16 protein-coding genes are annotated in these 21,787 nt (G+C 63.3%); 10 read left to right on the forward strand and 6 right to left on the reverse strand.

Going from position 1 to position 21,787, the window contains the following annotated elements; translation table 11 throughout:
• Positions 1-10 precede the first annotated feature (10 nt).
• From H7A19_03085 to H7A19_03115, 7 genes are all read left to right on the forward strand, one after another.
• Positions 11-3,850 carry a TIGR02099 family protein gene (locus H7A19_03085; protein MCP5473805.1) on the forward strand — a complete coding sequence of 1,280 codons (3,840 nt, stop codon included), beginning with the start codon at positions 11-13 and terminating at the stop codon, positions 3,848-3,850.
• Between the two features lie 87 nt (positions 3,851-3,937).
• A complete protein-coding gene (locus H7A19_03090; GenBank protein MCP5473806.1) occupies positions 3,938-4,735 on the forward strand; it encodes a capsular biosynthesis protein in 798 nt (265 codons plus the stop codon).
• 31 nt (positions 4,736-4,766) lie between these two features.
• On the forward strand, positions 4,767-5,486 hold the full coding sequence (locus tag H7A19_03095; protein ID MCP5473807.1) for a polysaccharide export protein: 720 nt from the start codon (positions 4,767-4,769) through the stop codon (positions 5,484-5,486).
• A gap of 94 nt (positions 5,487-5,580) precedes the next feature.
• Entirely contained in the window at positions 5,581-7,815 is a 2,235-nt protein-coding gene (locus tag H7A19_03100; GenBank protein ID MCP5473808.1) for a polysaccharide biosynthesis tyrosine autokinase, read from the forward strand.
• A gap of 6 nt (positions 7,816-7,821) precedes the next feature.
• Positions 7,822-9,999, forward strand: coding sequence for a DnaJ domain-containing protein (locus H7A19_03105; protein MCP5473809.1), 2,178 nt, complete (start codon positions 7,822-7,824; stop codon positions 9,997-9,999).
• A 113-nt stretch (positions 10,000-10,112) separates the two neighbouring features.
• Positions 10,113-11,336, forward strand: coding sequence for a hypothetical protein (locus H7A19_03110; GenBank protein ID MCP5473810.1), 1,224 nt, complete (start codon positions 10,113-10,115; stop codon positions 11,334-11,336).
• Positions 11,337-11,379: 43 nt separating this feature from the next.
• Positions 11,380-12,174 (forward strand): hypothetical protein, encoded by a 795-nt coding sequence (locus tag H7A19_03115; protein MCP5473811.1) that lies wholly within the window; start codon positions 11,380-11,382, stop codon positions 12,172-12,174.
• 360 nt (positions 12,175-12,534) lie between these two features.
• On the opposite strand, the gene H7A19_03120 is transcribed toward H7A19_03115, so the two are convergent.
• The 4 genes from H7A19_03120 to H7A19_03135 all read right to left on the reverse strand — a co-directional run bounded on the left by H7A19_03120 (position 12,535) and on the right by H7A19_03135 (position 15,551).
• Positions 12,535-12,954 (reverse strand): nuclear transport factor 2 family protein, encoded by a 420-nt coding sequence (locus H7A19_03120; protein MCP5473812.1) that lies wholly within the window; start codon positions 12,952-12,954, stop codon positions 12,535-12,537.
• Positions 12,951-13,895, reverse strand: a complete 945-nt coding sequence (locus H7A19_03125) for a carbohydrate kinase family protein (protein MCP5473813.1) — start codon at positions 13,893-13,895, stop codon at positions 12,951-12,953. Before H7A19_03125 ends, H7A19_03120 begins: the two co-directional genes overlap by 4 nt.
• A gap of 112 nt (positions 13,896-14,007) precedes the next feature.
• A complete protein-coding gene (locus tag H7A19_03130) occupies positions 14,008-14,616 on the reverse strand; it encodes a hypothetical protein (GenBank protein ID MCP5473814.1) in 609 nt (202 codons plus the stop codon).
• The gene (locus tag H7A19_03135; protein ID MCP5473815.1) at positions 14,613-15,551 is read right to left on the reverse strand and encodes a LysR family transcriptional regulator; all 939 of its coding nucleotides are present in this window, start codon (positions 15,549-15,551) and stop codon (positions 14,613-14,615) included. Before H7A19_03135 ends, H7A19_03130 begins: the two co-directional genes overlap by 4 nt.
• A 203-nt stretch (positions 15,552-15,754) precedes the next feature.
• Between H7A19_03135 and H7A19_03140 the strand changes: the two genes are divergently transcribed.
• Together H7A19_03140 and H7A19_03145 are read left to right on the forward strand one after the other, a co-directional pair.
• Positions 15,755-16,339, forward strand: coding sequence for a hypothetical protein (locus H7A19_03140; GenBank protein MCP5473816.1), 585 nt, complete (start codon positions 15,755-15,757; stop codon positions 16,337-16,339).
• 12 nt (positions 16,340-16,351) lie between these two features.
• Positions 16,352-17,131, forward strand: coding sequence for a hypothetical protein (locus H7A19_03145; GenBank protein MCP5473817.1), 780 nt, complete (start codon positions 16,352-16,354; stop codon positions 17,129-17,131).
• 12 nt (positions 17,132-17,143) lie between these two features.
• Here H7A19_03145 and H7A19_03150 read toward each other — a convergent pair whose 3' ends face one another.
• The gene (locus tag H7A19_03150) at positions 17,144-18,397 is read right to left on the reverse strand and encodes an EAL domain-containing protein (GenBank protein MCP5473818.1); all 1,254 of its coding nucleotides are present in this window, start codon (positions 18,395-18,397) and stop codon (positions 17,144-17,146) included.
• A gap of 24 nt (positions 18,398-18,421) precedes the next feature.
• Positions 18,422-19,654: an HD-GYP domain-containing protein gene (locus tag H7A19_03155; protein ID MCP5473819.1), complete on the reverse strand. Its 1,233-nt coding sequence runs from the start codon at positions 19,652-19,654 to the stop codon at positions 18,422-18,424.
• A gap of 253 nt (positions 19,655-19,907) precedes the next feature.
• Here H7A19_03155 and aspS point away from each other — a divergent pair, with 253 nt between their 5' ends.
• Complete coding sequence (gene aspS / locus H7A19_03160) at positions 19,908-21,704, forward strand: aspartate--tRNA ligase (GenBank protein MCP5473820.1); 1,797 nt, start codon at positions 19,908-19,910, stop codon at positions 21,702-21,704.
• Positions 21,705-21,787 lie beyond the last annotated feature (83 nt).

Genomic DNA, 21,787 nt, shown 5'->3' on the forward strand with positions numbered 1-21,787 from the left:
GGGAGCAGGAGTGAAGCCAGCACAACGCCTTTGGCGTCGCTTGCGGCGCTGGACGCTGTTGACGATTGCCGCGGTTCTGATCGGTGCCGCCGGGCTGCTGGCCCTCAGCCGATTGTTGGTGCCTTGGATCGTCAGTTCACCTGATGTCGTGGCGGCATGGCTCAGCGATCGAATCGGGCGAGAGGTGCAGCTCAACTCGGTATCGGCCCACTGGGATGGTCCAGGGCCGGTACTGGAATTGGGCGGGCTGCGGATCTTCGACAAATCAGGTGGGGAAACCGCCATCAGCCTGGGGCGCGCCCGGGTGCAGGTCGATGTCTACGCCTGGTTGTGGCCTGGCCGACACCTCATTCGCGACTTTCTGCTGGTCGATGCACGCATCGAGCTGATCCGCGAAACCACCGGGCTCATATCCGTGGGCGGCTTCGGGGGCTCGGCTGCGCAAGCAGGTGGCATCGGTGACTGGTTGGCAAAGGTCGGGCATGTCGGGCTGACTGGCGGCCAGGTGGGTTTTGTCGACCGCGCCAGCGGCGCCGAGTTCGAGCTCGATCAGGTCGAGCTGCGATTGCGCCAGTCCGGCAGCGGGCTGAGTCTGGGGCTCCTGCGCCGCAGCCGTGATGGCGGCGGGCAGTTGCGCCTGGTGCTGGACAATCAGGGGGCATTGCAGTGGCCGCCCAACAACGCCGAACTTTATCTGGAGGCCGAGCAGTTTCCGGTGTCTGATCTGGCCGGGCTCGGCATCGTGCTCGGGATCTCGCTCGAGAACGGGCAGCTCGATGGTCAGCAATGGAGCAGCTGGCGCGATTCGCAGTTGCAAAACACTCAAGGCGACTGGCGCAGCGCTGGCCTGGTGCTGACCGCGCCGGCCATGGATTTGCCCAAGACCGGCCATGTGGCCCCCAATCTGCACTTGCCGGAGGGCAGGCTGGTGCTGCAGGGTCAGCGCGGATCCGGGGGCATGGCGCTGGATCTGCGCTTTGGCGATGGGCTTGAGGCTGAGGACCTGCAGGCGGAGATCAGCGCCCGACTGGATACCTCCGGGCGGGTGCAGGCGCGTGCCAGCCGACTGCCGGTAGCCCTCGTCAGCGCGCTGGTCCAATTGACCCGGGCGACGCCGGAGGGGTTGCGCTCAGCGGTCTATGCCTCGCAGCCCGATGGTGAGTTATCTGACCTGAGTGCCGAGTGGAGTCCGGATGGCTGGCAGCTGCATGCGGATCTCAAGCAACTGCGCACTCGTTCCGGCATGGCACGATCGCTGCGACTGGACGGCGTCGATGGCACTGTCCATGCCGACGGCCAAGGCCTGGTCCTGGAGATAGACCGTGTACCGGTCAGGTATTCGATGCCCGGGGTATTCCGTGAAGCCATCGAGTTCCAGGAGCTCGAACTGCTGCTGGGCGCTGCGAAGCGCGATGGAAACTGGGTATTCGAAGTGCCGGCGGCACACGTTCAAGGCCAGGGATTCAGTGCCGACCTGGCGCTCAGGGTGGATCTCGATCCGGAGGCAGGCCCGCTGCTTCAGGTCCAAGCCCATGTGCCGGGTGCAGAGATCGAGGCAGCCAAGGCATTCTGGACGATCAACAAGATGCCGCCCAAGACGGTGGCCTGGCTCGACCGGGCACTGGGTGTCGGCAGGGTCACCCGCGGTGACGTCGTCTTCCGGGGGCCGGTCAAGCGCTGGCCCTTTGCCGGCAACGAGGGGCGATTTGAAGCGCGTTTCGAGGTTGCCGGGGCCGATTTGAATTACCACGCCGACTGGCCCGAAGCCAAAGGCGTCAATGCCGAGGCCGCTTTCATCAACAACAGTCTGGAGGTCTACAGCGCCACCGGCGAATTGCTCGGAAATCGCGTGGTCTCCGGCAGCGGCGGCATCGCCAGTCTCAAGAATCCAGTGCTGCAACTCAGTCTTGTTGGCGAGGGCGATGCTGGCAACTGGCTGCGCTTTCTCAAGTCCACGCCGCTGCAGCGCAGTTACGACAAGGTGTTGTTCGGCATGAGCATGTCCGGGCCAGCCAAGGTGGCGGCGCAGTTCAGCATTCCCCTGCGCAAGGATCTGGAGCCGGGCAGCCTGACCGGTCAGGTAGAACTCCACGGCGTGCAGTTTCTGGATACCAAGTGGGATCTGGATTACGCCGATGTACAGGGTCACGCCGACTACAGTGCTAGCGGTTTCAAGGCAGAGAACTTGGGCCTGAATCTGGCGGGCGAGCCGGCCAGGCTGTCACTGGCGGTCGGCAGCTTCTGCGCCGACCCAGAACAGCAACTGGAGGCCAGCATGATCGGGAGGCTCTCGGCGCAGGCGCTGTTTGGTCATCAGGAGCAGCTCACATCCTTGCTCAATCAGATCAGCGGCAGCGCCGACTGGCAGGCGGCACTCAATGTGCCGCGTGCGGCCGCTCAGAGCGCCGGAGCCCGCAGCATGCTGCGCTACCAGACCGATCTGGCCGGTATCGCCATCGCCCTGCCTGAGCCGCTAGGCAAGGCCGCCGACGCCGTGCTGCCGCTGGCACTGGAGATCGAGCTACCGGCGGCTGAAGGCGTGGCTCCGGACTTGCGCATGGACATCGGCAGTCAAGCGCGTCTGTACGCAGCTCTGGGCACTCGTGACAGCGACTTCCACGGCCAGTTGCAGCTCGGCAGCCAAACAGCCAAGGACCTGCCCTCGCGTGGACTGCGGGTCACGGGCGCAACGCCAGAGGTCGACCTGCTCGGCTGGACGAGCTGGATCTTCGGTGGACCCTCTGGGGCTCCGGTTGACTCGATACTCAGCGATCTGGACTTGCGCATTGGAAGTCGGGGAGACCGGCTGCAGCTGGATCGCAGCGAGGGCCCCTGGTTGCTGAAGGTTCAGGGGCCCATGGCCGAAGGAACGGTGCGATTCGAGGGCGGCGAAGGCAGATCGGCGGCCGTCGTTGCCGAATTCGATCATCTGTACGTGCCGGAGCCGGATGATGGCGCTGCCAGCCTGGCCCTGACTCCGGCGATGGTGCCAACGCTGCACTTCCGGGTGCGCGATCTGCGGGTCGGCGATGCCCGTCTGGGTGAGGCCAGGCTGGAGGCCTTTGCCAGTGCCGATGGCTTGCGAGTCGATCTGCTGGAAGCAAGGTCGCCGGTCATGGAGATCCACGCCAGTGGCGATTGGCGTGCAACCACCAGCGGTGCCGAGTCGCGCTTCAAGATTCGCATGCTCTCCGAAGACCTTGGCGGGATGATGACCGGCCTGGGATTTGCCGGTGTCATTGCCGGTGGACAGACGCTGGCGCAGATCGATGCCCGCTGGCGCGGCGCGCCCTTTGCGTTTGCCTTGGAGCGCCTGACCGGAACCATCGACATCTCCGTCGGCCAGGGGCGGTTCCTGGACGTCGATCCTGGCGCCGGGCGCATCTTCGGATTGCTCAGCCTGCGCGAACTTCCCCGTCGCCTGACCCTGGATTTCCGGGATCTGTTCCAAAGCGGCATGAGCTTTGATCGGATCGAAGGCCGGTTTCAGCTCGCCGATGGCAATGCCTGGACCGAGAATCTGACGGTGCGTGGACCGGCGGCCGATATTCTCATCATCGGCCGCACCGGGTTGGCCTCCCGTGACTACGATCAGCAGGTCATGGTCGCACCGAGAATGTCGGGCGTGCTACCGGTGATCGGTGGGCTTGCTGCGGGTCCCGTCGGTGCCGCTGCGGGCTTTCTGGCCCAGGGCATGGTGCAGCAGGATGGGGACATCGAGAAGGCCTCACGCGTGCATTACAGCGTCGCCGGTTCCTGGGAAAAGCCAGTCGTCGCGCGTCTGACTCCGGTGCGCCCGGACGCGCCCCCGCGGCGTCGGCGGGAAGAAGCGGCCGACGAGGCCGGGTGACCATGCATGAACTTGTGGGTTAGTCTGCAATTGCTGTCACACTGGCACGCTACCTGCTGTCACCATCGTTGGTCTTGACCAAAGCTCATGATTGATCTGCACTGTCATATCCTGCCGGGCATCGATGACGGTGCGCCAGATCTGGACACGGCCTTGGCCATGGCCAGGATCGCCTGTGGCGATGGCATTACCGTCACTGCGTGCACACCCCACATCTACCCCGGTTTGTATGAGAACACGGCTGCCGGTATCCGCCATGCCATCGTTGTCCTGCAGCAGGCGCTGGATGAGGCCGGTATCCCGCTGCGTCTGGTACAGGGCGCCGATGTGCACCTGACGCCGGATCTGTTGGCGGGCTTGCGTGCCGACCGTATCCCCAGCCTCAACGGCACCCGCTATTTCCTGCTGGAACCGCCGCATCACGTCGCTCCGCCGCGGTTCGAAGAGAATGTCTTTGGTCTGCTGGCGAATGGTTATGTACCGGTGATTACCCATCCTGAGCGGCTGACCTGGATCGAGGATCACTATCCGATGTTCCTGCGCCTGGCCAGGGCCGGTGCCTGGCTGCAGATTACCGCCGGGGCCCTGGTCGGGCGATTTGGCAAGCGCCCCCGCTACTGGTCGCAGCGTTTGCTCGATGAGGGCCCCGTGCACATCATTGCCAGCGATGCACACAGCCCCAATCGGCGGCCGCCGTTGATGGCCGAAGCCCGGGTGGCAGCGGCCAGGCAGGTCGGTGAGACGGAAGCCTGGGCCTTGGTCCGGGACCGGCCGGCGGGCGTACTCAAGAACTGGCGGCCGGAACGTCTCGCGCCAGCATTGGATACCCCCGCGGCAAAGCCTAGTGCCGTCAACTTTGTGCGGCGATGGCTATCGCGTCGATAATGCGGCGCTAATGCGGATGGAGAGGTCAATAATGCGTTTGCCATACAAAGTTCTGCTTGCAGTTGCGCTGATGCTGTTGACGGCCTGTGCCAGCGACGGAACCCGCGACGTCCGCGAGGGTCGTGCGCGGATGGTGACCACCACCGACAAGCTGCAGCCACCGGATACAACCACGGCCAGCGGCGCCTACGAAGGCCGCTCCGAGTACCGCATTGGCGCTCAGGACGTCATCGATATCTCGGTGTATCAACTGCCGGATCTGACGCGCTCCGTCCGGGTGAACTCCAAGGGCATGATTTCGCTGCCCTTGCTCGGCCCCATCGAGGCTGCCGGCAAGACCGTGCCGGAGCTGGAAGCCGAGATTACCCAGCTTCTGGCGGAGGATTTCCTGCAGAATCCTCAGGTGACGGTTTTCGTGCGGGAATACACCAGCCAGCGAATCACGGTGGAGGGTGCGGTGAAGTCACCGGGCATCTATCCCCTGAGCGGCCGCACCAGCCTGTTGCAGGCCATCGTGATTGCTGGTGGCGTGACCGAATTGGCCAATCCGCGTGGCATCATCGTGTTTCGGGTCATTGACGGCGAGCGCATGGCCGCCGTATTCGATTTGCGGGAAATACGCGGCGGCAATGCCGAGGATCCTCAGGTTTACGGCGATGATCTGATCGTGATCGACGAGTCCGGGCCCAGGTCGGCCTGGCGTTCGCTGCTGCAGACCATGCCAGTACTCGGTTTGTTCCGAATCCTCTAGCCAAGCCGCCCCAGTTCGGGCGCTTACCCAGGAGCTACATATGCAGGAGCCGGCGGAAAACGGCCCCCTTGGCGGCGACAAACTGCCGAGTCCCATGCCCCAGCGCAACCAGCAAATCGCTGCATTGGACCCGCGCATGCAGGCGTTGTCCACGTTGGCGCGCGGCGGTGAGGACGAGTTTGGCGAGAAAGACGTCGATCTGCTCGAATATTGGCGTGTCATCGCCAAGCGCAAATGGACGGTATTGGCGGTTTTCGCCATTGTCCTGCTGACCGGCATCATGGTGACCATGCTTACCACGCCGATTTTCAGGGCTACCGCGACCTTGCAGATCGAACGTCAGGCCAATGGCGTGGTCCGAGTGCCAGGCATCGACTCGGGCGACGTCATTTACGACCCCGAGTTCTACGAGACCCAGTTCCAGCTGTTGCGCAGTCGCTCGATGGCGGAAAAGGTTGCCGCTGACCTGGACCCGAACGAACCGGTCTTTGCGGTGATGAGCGCGCCATCGCCGCTGGGCAAGCTGCTCTATGCCGTGCTGGGCGTGAGCCAGCCAGACGTCGATGCCGTGGGTCTGGAAACGCGGCGCCGACAGCTCGTGAGTCTGGTTCAGAGCGGTTTGTCGGTAGAGCCGGTCAAAGGCTCCAGGCTGGTGCGGATCAATTTTGACAGCCCCGACGGCCCACTGTCGGCCAAGATCGCGAATGCCGTGGCCGAGGGTTTCATCGAGTCGAACATGGAGCGGCGCATCGACAACAGCTCCTACGCCAAGGAGTTCCTGGAAGATCGGCTGGAGCAGGTCAAGCTCAAGCTGCAGGATTCGGAAAAGGCGCTGGCCGATTTCGCCCAGCAGGAACAGATCGTCAATATCGGCGATCGGCAATCATTGCTGTCGGGCGACCTGACGGCCTTGAACGCGGCGCTGACGGCCGCCAAGCAGGAACGCATCGATGCCGAGGCGCGCTTGCGCCAGTCCCAGGGCGCCAGCGTGTTCTCGCATCCGTTGATGCTGCAGAACGAGGGTGTACAGGCCTTGCGCTCGGCCCGCGGCAAGCTCGAGGCGGAATACCAGGAAAAATTGCTGACCTTCAAGCCGGCCTACCCGCAGATGCTGCAGATCAAGAACCAGATCGAGCAGATCGACAAGCAGCTGGCGGAAGAGGTCAAGATCATCAAGCAGGGCTTGGCTGCCACCTATGAAGCTGCCAAGGACAAGCAGGAAATGTTGCAGCAGCAGGTGGATGCGCTGGCCAATGACGTGCTGGCTTTGCAGGGGCGCAGCACCAATTTCACCCTGCTTGAGCGCGAAGTGGAAACGAACAAGCAGCTGTACGACGCGCTGCTGCAGCGTTACAAGGAAATCGGTATCACCTCGAATGTCGATTCCAATAACGTCAGCATGGTCGATATCGCGCTGAATCCTGGAGCGCCCTTCAAGCCTGACTTCATGGGCAACTTCATTCTTTCGGCCTTCGTCGGTCTGGTACTCGGTGTATTGCTGGCCTTCCTGTTCGAATTCCTTGATGACACGCTGCGGCGACCGGACGAAATCGAAAAGCACCTAGGCATCGGTGTCTTGGGAGTCATTCCCAAGATTCAGGGACTGACGCCGGAGGAGGCATCCATGGACGCCAGATCCGCATTCTCGGAGGCCTATCGGTCGGTGCGCACCTCGTTGCAGTTCTCCACCGAGGCTGGCGTGCCCAAAGTCCTGCTGGTGACAAGCCCTTCGGCCTCCGAGGGCAAGTCCACCACGGCCTTGACCTTGGCGCGAAACTTCGCCCAGCTGGGACGGCGAGTGCTGTTGATCGACGGCGATCTGCGCAATCCGTCCTTGCATCGTATTCTTGGCAGTGACAACTCGGATGGATTGAGCAACTACCTGGCCGGGAGCATTCGCCCGGCGGCAGCCATCAAGCCGACCAAGACCCTGCGCCTGACCTATATCCCGTCGGGTCCGCTGCCGCCTAATCCGGCAGAGCTGCTGGCTGGCCCGAAAATGGTGTCCTTGCTGAGTCTGGCCAGCGAGAAATTCGATCAGGTCATCATTGATGGCCCGCCCATCATGGGCCTTGCCGATTCGCCGATCTTGTCGAACCTGTCGTCAGGCACCTTGCTGGTCATCGAGGCCGGGACCACCCGCATCGCGACGGCAAAGGCTGCGCTCAAGCGCTTGTTCGGCGCGCGTGCCCACGTCGTGGGTGCGCTGATCACCAAGTTTGACGCGCGCGTCGCGGGTTACGGTTCCGGCTATGGTGGCGACTATGGTGGCTACCATTACTATTCCTACGGTGGCGGCGAGGTGAAGCCAGCGCTGACTAAGGATTGATCGAGCATGGGCAGTGACAGCTTCGATCTGGTGCTGGCGGTATTTCGCGAGCCGGCGCGTATCGCCGAGATACGCGAGCGGCCACTGCCCGAAGATGTGGCCAGGGTCATTCGTCTGGCTGCCGGCGAGGCATCGGCACTGGAAGACGCGGTCAGGTCGACGGGAGAGAACGAAGAAAAGCTCGTCGAGGCCTCGGTTTTCTTTCTCCAGCAGATCTTGTTTGCCCCGGGCGCGGATTCCTATCGAGTCCTTGGCGCCGCATCGAACAGCCAGCAAGATCGCCTGCGTGAAAACTATCGCTGGCTGATGAAATGGCTGCACCCCGATCGCAATCAGGATGGTTGGGAAGCGGTCTATGCCGATCGCGTGAATATCGCCTGGCAAGACCTCAAGACGCCCAGCCGCAGGGCGGATTACGACGAGAAATCGGCGGTGATCCCCACCGTTGGCGTGTCGACTGAGTTGGTATTGAGGACTCGCCAGACGCAGGCGGCGCCGAGCGCACCGATCCTGTCCGGCTCAACGGTTCGTCTTCTGCCTGCGTTCATTCTCGGAGGGCTGGGATTGGGCGCGGTGGCGGTGATCAGTCTGATGTACTGGTCGCAGATACAAACCCAGAAGCAGCTCGCAGCCTCTCGAACCCAGGCTCTTGTTGAGCGCAAGGTGGATGAGAGCACGGCGGCCGGACTCCCGGAAGATCCGGCTACCACTGCGTATGCAACTGCCGATTCTGATTTGACAGCGCCACCCTCACCGATTGTCGCCGACGCAGGTCTGGCGCCAACAGCTGTCGTCTCGCTTGCCGTGGATGCCGGTCCGGGCGATCAAGAGGTTGCCGACGAGCAGGAATTGATCGACGGAGAGATGCTGGCTGCAGCTGGGGAGGACGAGGTCAGTCCGGACCCGGCAGCACCTGACGAAACCCGGACCGACGGTGATGGATGGGTGCCCGCCGACTCCGATTCGGCTACCTGGGCTGAAGCGCAGGCGGAATCCCAGACTAAGGCCGATGCCCTGGCGCGTGCGCAGGCGCAGGCTCAAGCCCAGGCAGATGCCTTGGCGCGAGCACAGGAAAAAGCCCAGGCCGAGGCCGACGCCTTCGCCAAAGCCCAGGCCCAGGCCCAGGCCCAGGCCCAGGCCCAGGCCGATGCGCTGGCGAAAGCCGAAGCTCAGGCCAAGGCGGATGCGCTGGCGAAAGCCGAGGCCCAGGCCAAGGCCGATGCGCTGGCCAAAGCCGAGGCCCAGGCCAAGGCCGATGCGCTGGCCAAAGCCGAGGCCCAGGCCAAGGCCGATGCGTTGGCGAAAGCCGAAGCTCAGGCCAAGGCCGATGCGCTGGCGAAAGCCGAGGCCCAGGCCAAGGCCGATGCGTTGGCGAAAGCCGAGGCCCAGGCCAAGGCCGATGCGTTGGCGAAAGCCGAAGCTCAGGCCAAGGCCGATGCGTTGGCGAAAGCCGAGGCCCAGGCCAAGGCCGATGCGCTGGCCAAAGCCGAGGCCCAGGCCAAGGCCGATGCGTTGGCGAAAGCCGAGGCCCAGGCCAAGGCCGATGCGTTGGCGAAAGCCGAAGCTCAGGCCAAGGCCGATGCGTTGGCGAAAGCCGAGGCCCAGGCCAAGGCCGATGCGCTGGCCAAAGCCGAGGCCCAGGCCAAGGCCGATGCGTTGGCGAAAGCCGAGGCCCAGGCCAAGGCCGATGCGTTGGCGAAAGCCGAAGCTCAGGCCAAGGCGGATGCGTTGGCGAAAGCCGAAGCTCAGGCGAAGGTCGATGCCGCTGCTCATGCAGTTCCCAAGGCTGTGTCAGATGCAGCCCCGATTGCGCCGGCAACACCTGCAAGCGCGCTTTTGGCGCCGGCTGACGCCGATGCGCGAGCCCTGATCCGCGAATTTGCGTCTGCTTATGCAGCGGGTGACCTGGGTCGCTTTGACCGCCTGTTCAGTCAGGGGCGCCCGCAGGCCCTGGATCACGAGCGCATGCGTGGCCGATTCGGCAATACGGAAATGCGATTCCTGGAATTCGAGCAAGTGCGGTTGACGCCAGAATCAGGTGCCACCCGCGCAAGAGCCCGGTTTCGCGATACCTACGTACCGCGCGGTGAGCGGCGTGCGGTAACCGAGACCGGAACCATCGAGTGGATCATTCATCTGGAAGACGGCGCGGCTCGTATTTCTGGCCTGGCGCGGAGCGGGTAGCCAAGATGCTCGAGATTTGCAGCGCCCGGATCAGTATCCATGTACGCGATGTGGACCTCTAGCTCGTGAGGCGGGTCGCAAGGAGACAGCTAGGCCTGTTCGGCCTTCTGCTCGTGCTGCTCTGGCTGGTCGGCGTCAGAGGCTATTCGGATTACCTGGCGCGGGTGCTTCCCGAGCGTGCGCTTGCGCTCAATCCATCCCAGCCCGAGGCGCTGCTGCGAGCGGCTGAATCGGCCTTGCTGACACATCGGCTCGGCGAAGCGGAAAACTTGGCGCGCGAAGCACTGCGAATTGCGCCCATGAGTGGTCCGGCCTTGCGAGTGCTTGGTGCCGTGGCCGAGGCGCGAGGAGATCAGGCCAGAGCTCGGCAACTGATTGAACTCGCCGTTGCCGTGACTCCCAGGGACACAGCCGGACAATTCTGGTTGGCGATCAATGCGCTGGTCGCTCGGGATCTTGGCGATTGCCTGCGACGACTCGATCGCCTGTTGCGATTCGAGCCCCAGGTTGAGCCGGATGCCTTTCCCATTCTTGCCACCATTGCCGTCAGCCCGGCCGGCGTCGGTGCGATCGCCGGTACCCTGGCACAGGATCCTCCTTGGCGTGGCGGATTCATGCAGCAGTTGATCTACCAGGCGCCTGCCGCCACGGATGTACTGCGACTGTTCCGCGCCATCTCGGCCGAGCAGGGCAAGGTGCACCCCGGCGAATGGGACGCGCTTATCGCAAGGCTGATCGCCGCCAACGACTGGATCAGGCTGCGCCGTTTGCTGTCCGCCCATCCGGAGCTGGGGAGTGCGAACACGCTCGTGCACGATGGCGCCTTTGATGGGGACGGACACGGGCCCGTGTTGGGCTGGAATATCGGTCGGGTTCCAGGTGCCGACGCCATGATTTCAGAAGACCCCTCGGCAGCCGGGAATCGTGCATTGCGATTGCAATTCCACGATCGCCGCGTGCCCTTTCGCCATGTCTCGCAACTGCTGCTTCTGCAGCCAGGCCCTTACCGCTTGACGGGTCGGGTGCGTCTGGTCGATCTGCAGACGCCGCGGGGCCTGGCATGGACACTGACCTGCACCCCGGGGCAAGCAGTGATCGGCAAGAGCGAATTGCTTTCAGGCAGCAGTGACTGGCGGGCCTTTGATATTCAGTTTCAGGTGCCTGAGGACAATTGCGGCGGGCAGTCACTGGTGCTGGCAGTAGAGGCTCGAATTGCTGCGGAGCAGCAGATTGTCGGAGAGGCTTGGTTCGACGATCTCCAGATCGCGGCCCTCGCACCCCGTTCATCAGCTGACGCGGCTCATCCCAAGCTTGAGACTGTCACCGGATCGAGATAACCTATGTCCGTCAGACTTTCTGAAGCGAGCGGAGTGCTCACGCATGAAAATCATTGCCCGAGGACTGTGCTCCGCGATGTTGGCCATTGTGGCGACGTCGGCGTTTGCCCAGACCAATGAGCCCTCGGAGCGAGAAGACGAGATCGTCGGCACCCTGCAGAATGTGGTCGGAACTGTCCTGATCAAGGTTGGCGATGAATCGGTGCCCGCGGTGGAGGGGCAGCAAGTTCGCTACACCGAAGAAGTCCTGGTCACCGACGGTGCGCGTGCCCTGCTGGTGTTCAACGACGGTTGTGACATGGACCTGGAAGACGAGGAGCTCTACGAGATTCCGCGTCGTTCTCCCTGCGCCACGCTGTGGTGGGCGGGTCCTGCCGCTGCGGGTGTGGCTTGCGGTGCGGCACATGCGAACAAGTCCAACAACTCACGGGCTCTGGCGGCGGTCGGACTGGCGGCGGGTGGCGGCTTGCTCGGTGTTGCCCAGGGTCGGGAGACGGACTACCGGGAATACGCTGCAGCGTTGGAATCGGCCGAGGGTGAGGTTTACGCCACCAATCAGGCCGGCGAGCTTGAGGTCATTCGCCCGGGTACGCGCTTGCGCGCCGACCAGCAGGTGGTGGTCAAGGAATTGTCCAAGGCGGTGATCCGTTTTGACGACGGCTGTACCAAGGAAATTCAGGTCGGCGGCGATCGCGATGACCGTGACGAGCGCGAAGACCGCTACGTGGTACCGCACAATTCACCCTGCTTCACGCCGGGAACCTGGTGGGCCAGTGCTGCGGCTGCCGCCGGTCTGTGTGTGACCGTGGAAGACAAGAAGGATGTGGCATCGCCCTGATCAGGGCGGCCAATGCAGCCTACGTCCCGCAAGGATTGCGGGCATAGTGCCCGCCGCATCGTTCCAATACCCGGCGTCGTAGCGACCCCTCGGCTTGCGCCTGCGCCCCAGCGCGTTCTTGACTGCCAATGCAGCGCATGCCGCTGGGTCAGGGGAGCGCTGGAGATCGGGTATTCAGGCCTGCCGTTCGCAACTGTTGCGGCCAGTCTCCGAGCGGTTTGAAGGGCCTTCTGCACGGGTAGATGACGATGTTGGGCGGTGCTCGCTTCTTCGCCTATCTACTTGATTTGCCTCGGTCGCTGCGCTCCGTGCGCCTTGCCCTCTGCCGGTTCGCGACGCTTCTTCAAACCGCTCATCCGATCAGTCGTTGTTCCCGATCTGCCTGAGCCAGGCCTGCAGATTGTAGTAGTTGCTGATTCGCTGAATCAGTCCCTCTCTGATCTCGAAGAAGGCGCCCCCGGCAAGCCGATAGCGTTGTCCGCTGGCAGCCGGCAATCCCTCGTCGGTGGACAGATATTGGCCGGAAACCACGTATTCGGCCGCCGCGCGTTGGCCATTTGCCGAAACCATGATCTCGATATCGCTGAGGACTTCCAGATAACACCGCTTCATGCGCTGCAGAAAGTGCTCGAAATGAGCTCGCCCGATTTCCCGGTCTCCCTGATTCAGATCGTGAATCACGTCGTCGGTCAGCAGTTCCAGCATTCCTGGCCAATCGGCGCGATTGAAGGCCAGATAGTAGCGATGAATCAGCTCGCGACTGGATGCTGCGCTGCTCATTCGAAGCGGTAACCGAATTCTTGGTGAAAGCGGCTCAGAAACTGCTCACGGTCAAACTTCTGATTCTGGGTGCCTGGATGTTCGATCTTGATGGCGCCCATCAATGAGGCTATTCGACCCGTGGTTTCAAATTCCAGGCCATTCATCAAGCCGTAGATGAGCCCGGCGCGATAGGCATCGCCGCAGCCGGTGGGGTCGAGCACGGCCTTGGCCTTGGCGCTGGGAATCTCGATCAGGCCTTCGCGCGTATACCAGCGCGAGCCTTCAGCGCCGCGGGTGACGATGTAGGCCGAAACCTTTTCGGCAATCTGCTCGGGTGACCAGCCGGTGCGTTCCGACAGCAACTGCGATTCGTAGTCGTTGACCGAGACGTAGGTGGCATTCTCGATGAAGGCGCGGAACTCCTCGCCGTTGAACAGGGGCAATGCCTGTCCCGGATCGAAGATGAAAGGCACACCCATCTCGCGGAATTCGGCGGCGTGTTGCAGCATGGCATCGCGATTGTCGGGAGCGACGATGCCGAAGGCCGCGTTCTTGACGTCCTTGACGTGGGCACCGTGACTTTGGGTCATCGCGCCGGGATGGAAGGCAGTGATCTGATTGTCGTCGAGATCAGTGGTGATGTAGGCCTGCGCGGTGTAGTGGTCCGGCAGTTCCCGTACGCAGCGCAGATCAATGCCCAGGGCCTCGAAATGCGCGCGATAACTGTCGAAATCGCGTCCGACAGAGCCGAAGGGCACCGGATGACCGCCCAGCAGCTTCAGGTTGTAGCTGATGTTCCCGGCACAGCCGCCGAACTCCCGGCGCAAGGTGGGCACATAGAACGCCACGCTCAACATGTGAACCTTGTCGGCGAGGATGTGGTTCTTGAAGCGGTCTTCGAACACCATGATGGTGTCGAAGGCCAACGAGCCACAGATCAGGGCTTGCTTGGGCGCCATGCGTTGGGAATCCGAACGAGAGGAAAATCACGCGGAGACTACCGCGCCAGCGTCGACGAGGCCAGCCGCACGCGGGGAAAGCGCACACACGCGGACGCTACCGAGGACCGCACTACGGCAGCACGTCTACATTCTTGACCAGCAAGAGTTCGCAGGCGCCGGCGCCGTTGTCCTCGCGCGTCAGCGATGAACGCCAGGACCAGCCGTCTTCGCGGCGCGCCGCGACCAACAATCCTTCCAGTCTCACCACCTCCCCGGGTCGTATCCGACGCAGACTGGCGCTCACGGCAGCATCGGCAGGGATCAGATGGACATTGGCGGCCGAGCGGACGATCTCGTCGGCCGGAATCGGTGGCTGATCGATCCAGCGGTAGTTGAAGAAGCGGGCGCCCTGGCTGATGTCGAGCTGATCAATCACCGCGCTGTCCGACATCCGGCCCCAGCCGATGGCAAAATCCACGGGCGACAAGGCCGCTCCGGCATCGAATCGATAGCTGAGGCGAGACAGCACGCGCGCCTCGGTGCGGAACTCGGCCAGCGGCGTCAGTTCGAACTCGCCGTGGCGGATGCTGGGCTGGCCGGCCGGGAGGTCGCGCTGCAGCGGCGTTTCCGGGGCCAGAATTCCCGGTTCGCGCGGGATGCCGCCGGGATCGCGCGTGTGCAGATGCCAAAGTCCGCCAACGACGCAGACGATCAGCACCAGCCAGCCATTACGGCTCATCCGGATGCCTCCGTGTCGAGCTCAAACGCAGGGCTCCCGGCCAGCGCTCTGCGCCCGCATTGGCCAATCAACTCGGCCAGTTCATGCATCAGCGCCTCGCGGGCATCGCTCTTGCGCCACAGCAGCCCCAGCTGACGGCTGGGTGCAGGTTCACGGAAAGGGCGCAGCAGCACATGGTCGTTGTTGGCCACCGGCGGCATGACCGCGAGCTTGGGCAGCAGGGTCAGGCCGACATTGGCCGCCACCATCTGTCGCAGCGTTTCCAGACTGGTGGCGCGAAAGCCGCTGCGCTCGGTGCCGCCGCCCAATTCACAGAGCGACAGGGCGTGAGCCCGCATGCAATGGCCCTCTTCCAGCAGCAGCACCTCACGGTTGCGCAGATCGCTGATCTCGATCGGGCCCGGAAATTCCGATGCGCGCTCGCGTGGAAGCGCCAGCAGGAAAGGCTCGTCGAACAATTCGGCCACTCCCAGGGCGTCACCCGCCGCAGGCAGGGCGAGAACGATGGCGTCAAGTTCGCCGCGTTCCAGTTGCGCCTGCAGGTCTTCGGTCTTCTCTTCGATCAGCAACAGCTCCAATTTGGGGAAGCGCTGGCGCAAAGCCGGAACGACATGTGGAAGCAGATAGGGACCCAGCGTGGGAAACATGCCCAGCCGGATGCTTCCGGCTTCCGGATCCCGAGCGCCGCGCGCCAGTTCGCGCATGGCGTCGACTTCCCGCAGCACGGCGCGGGCCCGGGCGACGATGGCCTCGCCGGTAGCGGTGAGCAAGACCGCGCGCGGCTGGCGTTCGAAGATCTGAACGCCCAGCTCTTCTTCCAGTTTCTTGATCTGGGTGGACAGCGTAGGCTGGCTGGCAAAGGATGCTTCCGCCGCGCGGCCAAAATGCTTGTGATCCGCCAATGCCACCAGATACTTGAGATCACGCAGATTCATGGCAGGCTGCCGTTGCCGAGATTGGCTGAGGAAGGGGAGTCGGAAGACTCCTCGGACGGACCGAGCGCTCTCTTTAGTCAACATCAATCAGACCATGGCCGCAATCCCCGCGCGGCCAGCCAGTTCTCGCAGAGCGGCGCTCGCCGCCAAGGGCTGCATCCGGGGCGCGCGGGTTTAGACTAGGGCCAACTACGGAGAGAAGCATGAGCGACGTCACCAACCCGTCGAGCATTCCCGGCCAGTCTCATATCGGCATGCGAGAGCATTTCCAGGGGATTCTCGGGCGCAACACCGCTGATTATTCGATCATGTCTGCCCAGCGACACCACATCCAGCTCAGCCGCATGGCCGATGCCAAGGCCAACATCATCATCACGGTGTCCTCCATTGTCCTCACCATCGCCATGGGCCGACTCAATGACCCCGAGCTGCGTCTGAGCATGCTGACGCTTGCGGCCTTCTCTCTTGCGGCCCTGTTGATGGCCATACTCGCGGTTCTCCCCAAGTACAGGCCCTTGCGGCTGGAAGATCCGAAGAATCTGCCTGACTATTTCAACATCATGTTCTTTGGACACTTTTCGGAGATTCCCCGGGAAGAATTCTGCCGTCTGTGGGCCGACGCGCTGCGCACGGATGCCGCCGTCTACGAGAACTGGACCAATGATCTCTACTCCATGGGCACCTATCTGGCGCGGCACAAATACCGCTATCTGCGCTTCAGCTATGTCTTCTTCCTGACCGGCTTTGTGATCGCGGCGCTCGAGCAGGTCTCACGCTTCACTTTTTGAGGATGGTTTTGCATGCGGCTGGGACCCATAGCCGGGGCGACTCTGATCGTGCCCGATCTGCAACAGGCGCTGGTTGCCTACGTTGAGCGACTGCGCTTGCGTCAGCAGGATCAGGGGCGCGTGCCGCGCCAGCGCGCATTGGATCTTGGCGATACCGCCCTGATGGATGCGCCCACGGCCACGCTGACTCTCGCCAACGACTTTCCAGTCAGCCTGACGCTGATCGAGGTGCCGGGCGCGCTACCTTTGCCCGAGTCCGGCATGCGCGGCTGGTGGCAGCTGATTCTTGCCGTGAAGGATCCTGAATCAGTCCGCCAGTCTCTCGCGACCAGTCACTGGATACCGCAGGATCTGGCGGATGCCGGAAGCTGCAGCTTCACTGGACCGGCGGGTGAGCAGATCGTGCTGCGCCGGTCGTCCGACGGAGCCACCGAAAGCGGCAGCGCTGAGCACGCACCTGTACTGCTGGGCGCTGGCCTGAGGGTGGCCAACATGGCGACCTCAATCGGTTTCTATCAGGGACTGGGGCTGGTCAGCGGATCGCATCCATCCGAGTCGCCGCAAGCCGCGGATCACGATTCCGCGCGTGGCCTCGGCAGACTTCGTGGCGATCAGCGCATCGAGTTCATCCGGGCTCTGCCAGCGGTCCCGCGCGATGCCGGCCTGCATCTGGGCCTGCGTCTGCTCAGTCTCGCGCGCAGTGATCTCTCGGGTCGGCGCCTGCAGGCGGCAGATGATCCCAGCGCCCGTGTTCTGGCGGGTCCCGATCACGAGGCCATCGAACTGGTCTGAGTGCGCTGCGGCTCAGGGTTGCGCCTTCAGCATCGCGCCGAGTTCGCTGATCGTCATCGGATGGGCGAGGTGATAGCCCTGGGCCATGTCGCAGCCCATGCCCTCCAGCAAGGTCAGCGCCTGGGCATCTTCAACGCCTTCGGCCACGGCGCGCATGTCCAGATGGTGGGCCAGATCCACCATGGCGCGGACCAGCTGACAGGCGCGGCTGTCGCTGGCCATCGGTGTGACGAAGGACTGGTCGATCTTGAGTTCGGTGGCAGGAAAGTGCTTCAGGTAGGTGAAGGAGGAATAGCCCTGACCGAAATCGTCGATGGCGATATCGACGCCGATCGCGCGCAGATGGTGCAGTGAGACACTGCTGAGCTCCGGGTCTTCCATGACCGCAGTTTCGGTCACCTCCAGCATCAGGCTGGTCGGCGGAATGTCCCAGATCGCCAGTGCCCCCGAGATCTGTTCCACCAGCCCGGATTGACCAAAGACCTTGGGCGATAGATTGATGGCGCAGCGCAGCTGTGGTGCCTGACGACGCAGTTGCGCATATTCACGCAGAACCGCGTTGATGCTCCAGCGAGTCAGTTCCTGGGCCAATCCGGTCTGCTCAGCCAGGGCCACAAAGCGGCCCGGTGGGATCACGCCATGGCGAGTCGAACTCCAGCGTGCCAGTGCCTCGACCGCAACAATGCGGCGATCAGCCAGCGCAAACACGGGTTGAAAGGCCAGCGACAGCTCGTTGTTGATCAGGGCGTCGCGCAACTCGTCCTGCAGCCACAGATCGGCGTTGGTGGTGCCGGCGAGCATGAAGCGACTATTCAGCTCCAGACCCCGATGGAGGGCGGTCATGGCACTACGGATGAGGCTCTCGGTGGCGAGCAGGCTGCCACTGTCCTGTCGCTTGCCGGCATTGACCGCCAACGCCAGGCTCAACACCGGCGTCATCGGTCGATCCTGCACCGACAGCGGAAAGTCGAATTCACCGAGGACCTTGCGCGCCGCCAGCACGCCGTGGTTGGTGCTGAGCAGGTCCGGAAGGCACACCAGGAACTCGTTGGATGCCACCCGATAGATGCGATCCGTGGGTCGCAGCAACTCGCGCAGGCGTGCTTGAGCAGCATCCATCAGGCTGGCGCCGCAATCCATGCCCAGCAAGGCCACCATCTGCCGCATGCCACGCAGGTGCACCAGCAGAATGCCGGCGCAGCCAGCGTCATCACCTGCAGCCAGGATCTGGTCGATCTCCTGCAGTTGCTCCGTGCCGATCAGCATCAGGCCTGCCCCGAGTGTCGCGAGTCAAAGATAAAGTTCCGTGGGATCCAATCCATAGGCCCCAGGAGCCAGCGCCCGTTCAATCCAGACGCGTTCGGCCGTGTCCGGTGCATTGGCCAGCGTCCACAGATCCACTTGTGGAAACGCGCGATCCAGGCGCTTGTCGGCATGGGTCAGAATGGTCACCCTTGGGTACAGCCTGCGCGCCGGGTTCTGCGCCATCACCACCGCTACCGCACCATTGCTGAGTTCGACCAGACTGCCCGTTGGGTACACGCCCAGCGACTGGCTGAATTGTTCGATCAGCTCAGCCTGGAACAGCTGATCGCGCTGCCGATACAGATACTGCAGCACGTCATGGCGCGACATTGCCTTCTGATGCGGCCGATCACTGCTGAGAGCGTCAAAGGTATCCACCAGACCGAGCATGCGCCCGGTGAGCGGGATTCTTGCGCCGGCAAGACCCGCCGGATAGCCGGATCCATCATGCCGCTCATGGTGGTGGCGGATCATGTCAGTGATTTCCAGATCGCGAATGCCCGACTGTTCCAGCATGGACAGGCTGTGATCCAGATGGGTGCGCAACTGTTCGCGCTCGCGCTCGCTGATCGCATCGGAGCGCTGCAGCAGTTCTTCGGGCAAGGCACCCTTGCCGATGTCCATCAGCATGCCGGCGCTGGCCAGGTCCACCAGCATTTCCCTCGGAAAGCCCAGGTGGCGGCCGAAACTGGCGGCCAGCGCGCAGCAGTTGACGGCGTGGCTGTAGCTGTAGGCGTCGCGTTTGCGCAGCGCGTCCAGCCAGAAAAAGGCATCGGCATTGCGAATGACGCTGGCGACGATGGGTTCCATGGCGCCGCCGAGGGCCTCAGTCGAGAGGCGCTTGCCGGCGCGCACATCGTCGACAAAGCTGGCAGCCAGGGCACGGGCATCATCCCAGGCAATCTGCGCCTGCTTCAGCTCGTCGGCCAGTTCGGTCTGGGTGTGATAGACGCCGGGCGCCGGCAGCGGCCGCCCGCGCCGTGTCAGGCTGCCGTAACCCAGTTTCTCCAGCATTCCGCGCTTGCCGGGCGGGGTGCTCTTGTGGATATCGATGTAGACGTGACGACAATAGCGCCTGAGCTGCTCGATCTGGCTCAAGGCATCGATCTGGAATCCCTGCAAGGGAAAGCTGGTCTCGGTCCATGGGCGATCCAGCCTGGACACGAACATGCCCAGCGTCAGCTCATCGATTCCAAGGCGGCGCTCCTCGATTTCCATGGATCTTGGGAGTGATCTGTCCGGCCCGCAGGATTCACCCAAGCATGCCATGGTCGCGTGATCGTGTGCTGCATCGGGGAAGAAACGAGGGCACGAGGGCACGAGGGCACGAAAAATCCAGGGCGCGAGGTACCTGCCTCTGCGCGCCCTCGCGCCCTCGCGCCCTCGTGCCCTCGTCCAAGACTGGTTTGCGGGCTCTGGGGCGCGTCCCGTAGCATGCGCGACCTTTCCTTTTCCGCTGATCGAGCGTGCCATGACCGCTGAAACCTCCTATCGCACCCACCTTTGCGGCCAAGTCGACGAGACCCTGGCCGGCCAGAATGTGGTTCTGTGCGGCTGGGCCAATACGCGGCGTGACCACGGCGGCGTGATCTTTGTCGATCTGCGCGATCACTCCGGCCTGGTCCAGGTGGTCATCGAACCCGAGAATGCCGAGGCTTTCGCTGCCGCCAACCGGGTGCGCTTCGAGTTCTGCCTGCGTATCGAAGGCAGCGTGCGTGCCCGACCTGCCTCGCAGGTCAACGAGCGTCTGGCCACCGGCAGGATCGAGGTGGTGGCCGCCCAGGTAGAAGTGCTGAACGCCGCCGCGCCGCTGCCCTTCATGCTCGACGAGACCCCGAACGAGGAAGCGCGTCTGCGCTACCGTTATCTGGACATCCGCCGCGGCCAGATGCAGAAGCAGTTGCGCCTGCGTACGCGACTGGTCTCGGAAATTCGCCGCTATCTGGACGCGCGGGATTTCCAGGACATCGAAACCCCGATCCTGACCAAGGCCACGCCCGAAGGCGCGCGTGACTACCTGGTGCCGAGTCGGGTCAATCCGGGCCAGTTCTATGCCTTACCGCAGTCGCCGCAGCTGTTCAAGCAGCTGCTGATGATGGCTGGGATGGATCGCTACTACCAGATCGCGCGCTGCTTCCGCGACGAGGATCTGCGCGCCGATCGCCAGCCTGAATTCACCCAGCTCGACATCGAGATGGCCTTCGTGCGCGAGAAGGACATCCAGGATCGGGTCGAAGATCTGATCCGCCACGTCTTCAAGAGCGTCATCAATGTCGATCTTGCAGCCGAATTCCCGCGCATGACCTATGCCGAGGCGATGCGCCGCTACGGTTCGGACAAGCCCGATCTGCGCAATCCGCTGGAGTTGGTCGACATTGCCGAGCACGTCAAGACCAGCGGTTTCAAGGTCTTTGCCGGTCCGGCCAACGATCCGGGCGGTCGCGTGGCGGTGCTGCGCGTGCCCGGTGGGGCCACGCTGACCCGCAAGCAGATCGATGATTACGGCCCCTACGTGGCCCGCTACGGTGCCAAGGGTCTGGCCTGGATCCGTGTGGATGATCTGGCCAAGGGCCGTGAAGGCCTGACCAGCCCGATCGTCAAGTTCCTCGACGATGAGGCGTTGAACGGCATCCTGGGCGCCACCGGTGCGGTCACAGGCGATCTGATCTTCTTCGGCGCCGGCCCCTACAAGACCGTCTCCGATTTCATGGGCGCGCTGCGCCTGGTGGTCGGCCGCGATCTCAAGCTGGTCGAAGAGGGTTGGCGCCCCTTGTGGGTGGTCGATTTCCCGATGTTCGAGTTCGATCACGGCGAGAACCGCTGGGTGTCGCTGCATCACCCCTTCACCGCGCCCACCATCGAGGATGCCGCCGAACTCGAAGCCAATCCGGGCGATGCGCTGTCGCGCGGTTACGACATGGTGCTGAACGGCAGCGAGATCGGCGGTGGTTCGATCCGTATCCACCGTCCCGACCTGCAATCGGCGGTGTTCCAGTTGCTCGGCATCGAGGCCGAGGAGGCCCAGGCCAAGTTCGGCTTCCTGCTCGACGCGCTGCGCTTCGGCTGCCCGCCGCACGGCGGCATTGCCTTCGGCATCGATCGCATTGCCACGTTGATGTGCGGCGTCGATTCCATTCGCGAAGTCATTGCCTTCCCGAAGACCGCCAGCGCCCAGTGCCCGCTGACCGAAGCGCCCTCGGAGGTCTCCGAACGCCAGTTGCAGGAGTTGTCGATTCGCGTGGTGCGCAAGGAAGCGACCAAGGCCTGAGCAGCGCCAGCGTTGAGGTCGAGCTGACCCGTCGGCAAAGCCCCGGGTCAGTTCTTCGGCGTTGACCTTTGCGTACGCGCTCG

This window comes from Rhodanobacteraceae bacterium, from assembly GCA_024234055.1.
In the GTDB taxonomy this organism is placed as follows: Bacteria; Pseudomonadota; Gammaproteobacteria; order Xanthomonadales; family SZUA-5; genus JADKFD01.

Bases quoted from the DNA above. Each gene is read 5' to 3' on its own strand.
- H7A19_03130 (MCP5473814.1), bottom strand. From the start codon at position 14,616: ATGAGCCGTAATGGCTGGCTGGTGCTGATCGTCTGCGTCGTTGGCGGA.
- aspS (MCP5473820.1), top strand. From the start codon at position 19,908: ATGACCGCTGAAACCTCCTATCGCACCCACCTTTGCGGCCAAGTCGAC.
- H7A19_03145 (MCP5473817.1), top strand. From the start codon at position 16,352: ATGCGGCTGGGACCCATAGCCGGGGCGACTCTGATCGTGCCCGATCTG.
- H7A19_03090 (MCP5473806.1), top strand. From the start codon at position 3,938: ATGATTGATCTGCACTGTCATATCCTGCCGGGCATCGATGACGGTGCG.
- H7A19_03095 (MCP5473807.1), top strand. From the start codon at position 4,767: ATGCGTTTGCCATACAAAGTTCTGCTTGCAGTTGCGCTGATGCTGTTG.
- H7A19_03135 (MCP5473815.1), bottom strand. From the start codon at position 15,551: ATGAATCTGCGTGATCTCAAGTATCTGGTGGCATTGGCGGATCACAAG.
- H7A19_03125 (MCP5473813.1), bottom strand. From the start codon at position 13,895: ATGGCGCCCAAGCAAGCCCTGATCTGTGGCTCGTTGGCCTTCGACACC.
- H7A19_03140 (MCP5473816.1), top strand. From the start codon at position 15,755: ATGAGCGACGTCACCAACCCGTCGAGCATTCCCGGCCAGTCTCATATC.
- H7A19_03100 (MCP5473808.1), top strand. From the start codon at position 5,581: ATGCCCCAGCGCAACCAGCAAATCGCTGCATTGGACCCGCGCATGCAG.
- H7A19_03115 (MCP5473811.1), top strand. From the start codon at position 11,380: ATGAAAATCATTGCCCGAGGACTGTGCTCCGCGATGTTGGCCATTGTG.
- H7A19_03155 (MCP5473819.1), bottom strand. From the start codon at position 19,654: ATGGAAATCGAGGAGCGCCGCCTTGGAATCGATGAGCTGACGCTGGGC.
- H7A19_03105 (MCP5473809.1), top strand. From the start codon at position 7,822: ATGGGCAGTGACAGCTTCGATCTGGTGCTGGCGGTATTTCGCGAGCCG.
- H7A19_03150 (MCP5473818.1), bottom strand. From the start codon at position 18,397: ATGCTGATCGGCACGGAGCAACTGCAGGAGATCGACCAGATCCTGGCT.
- H7A19_03120 (MCP5473812.1), bottom strand. From the start codon at position 12,954: ATGAGCAGCGCAGCATCCAGTCGCGAGCTGATTCATCGCTACTATCTG.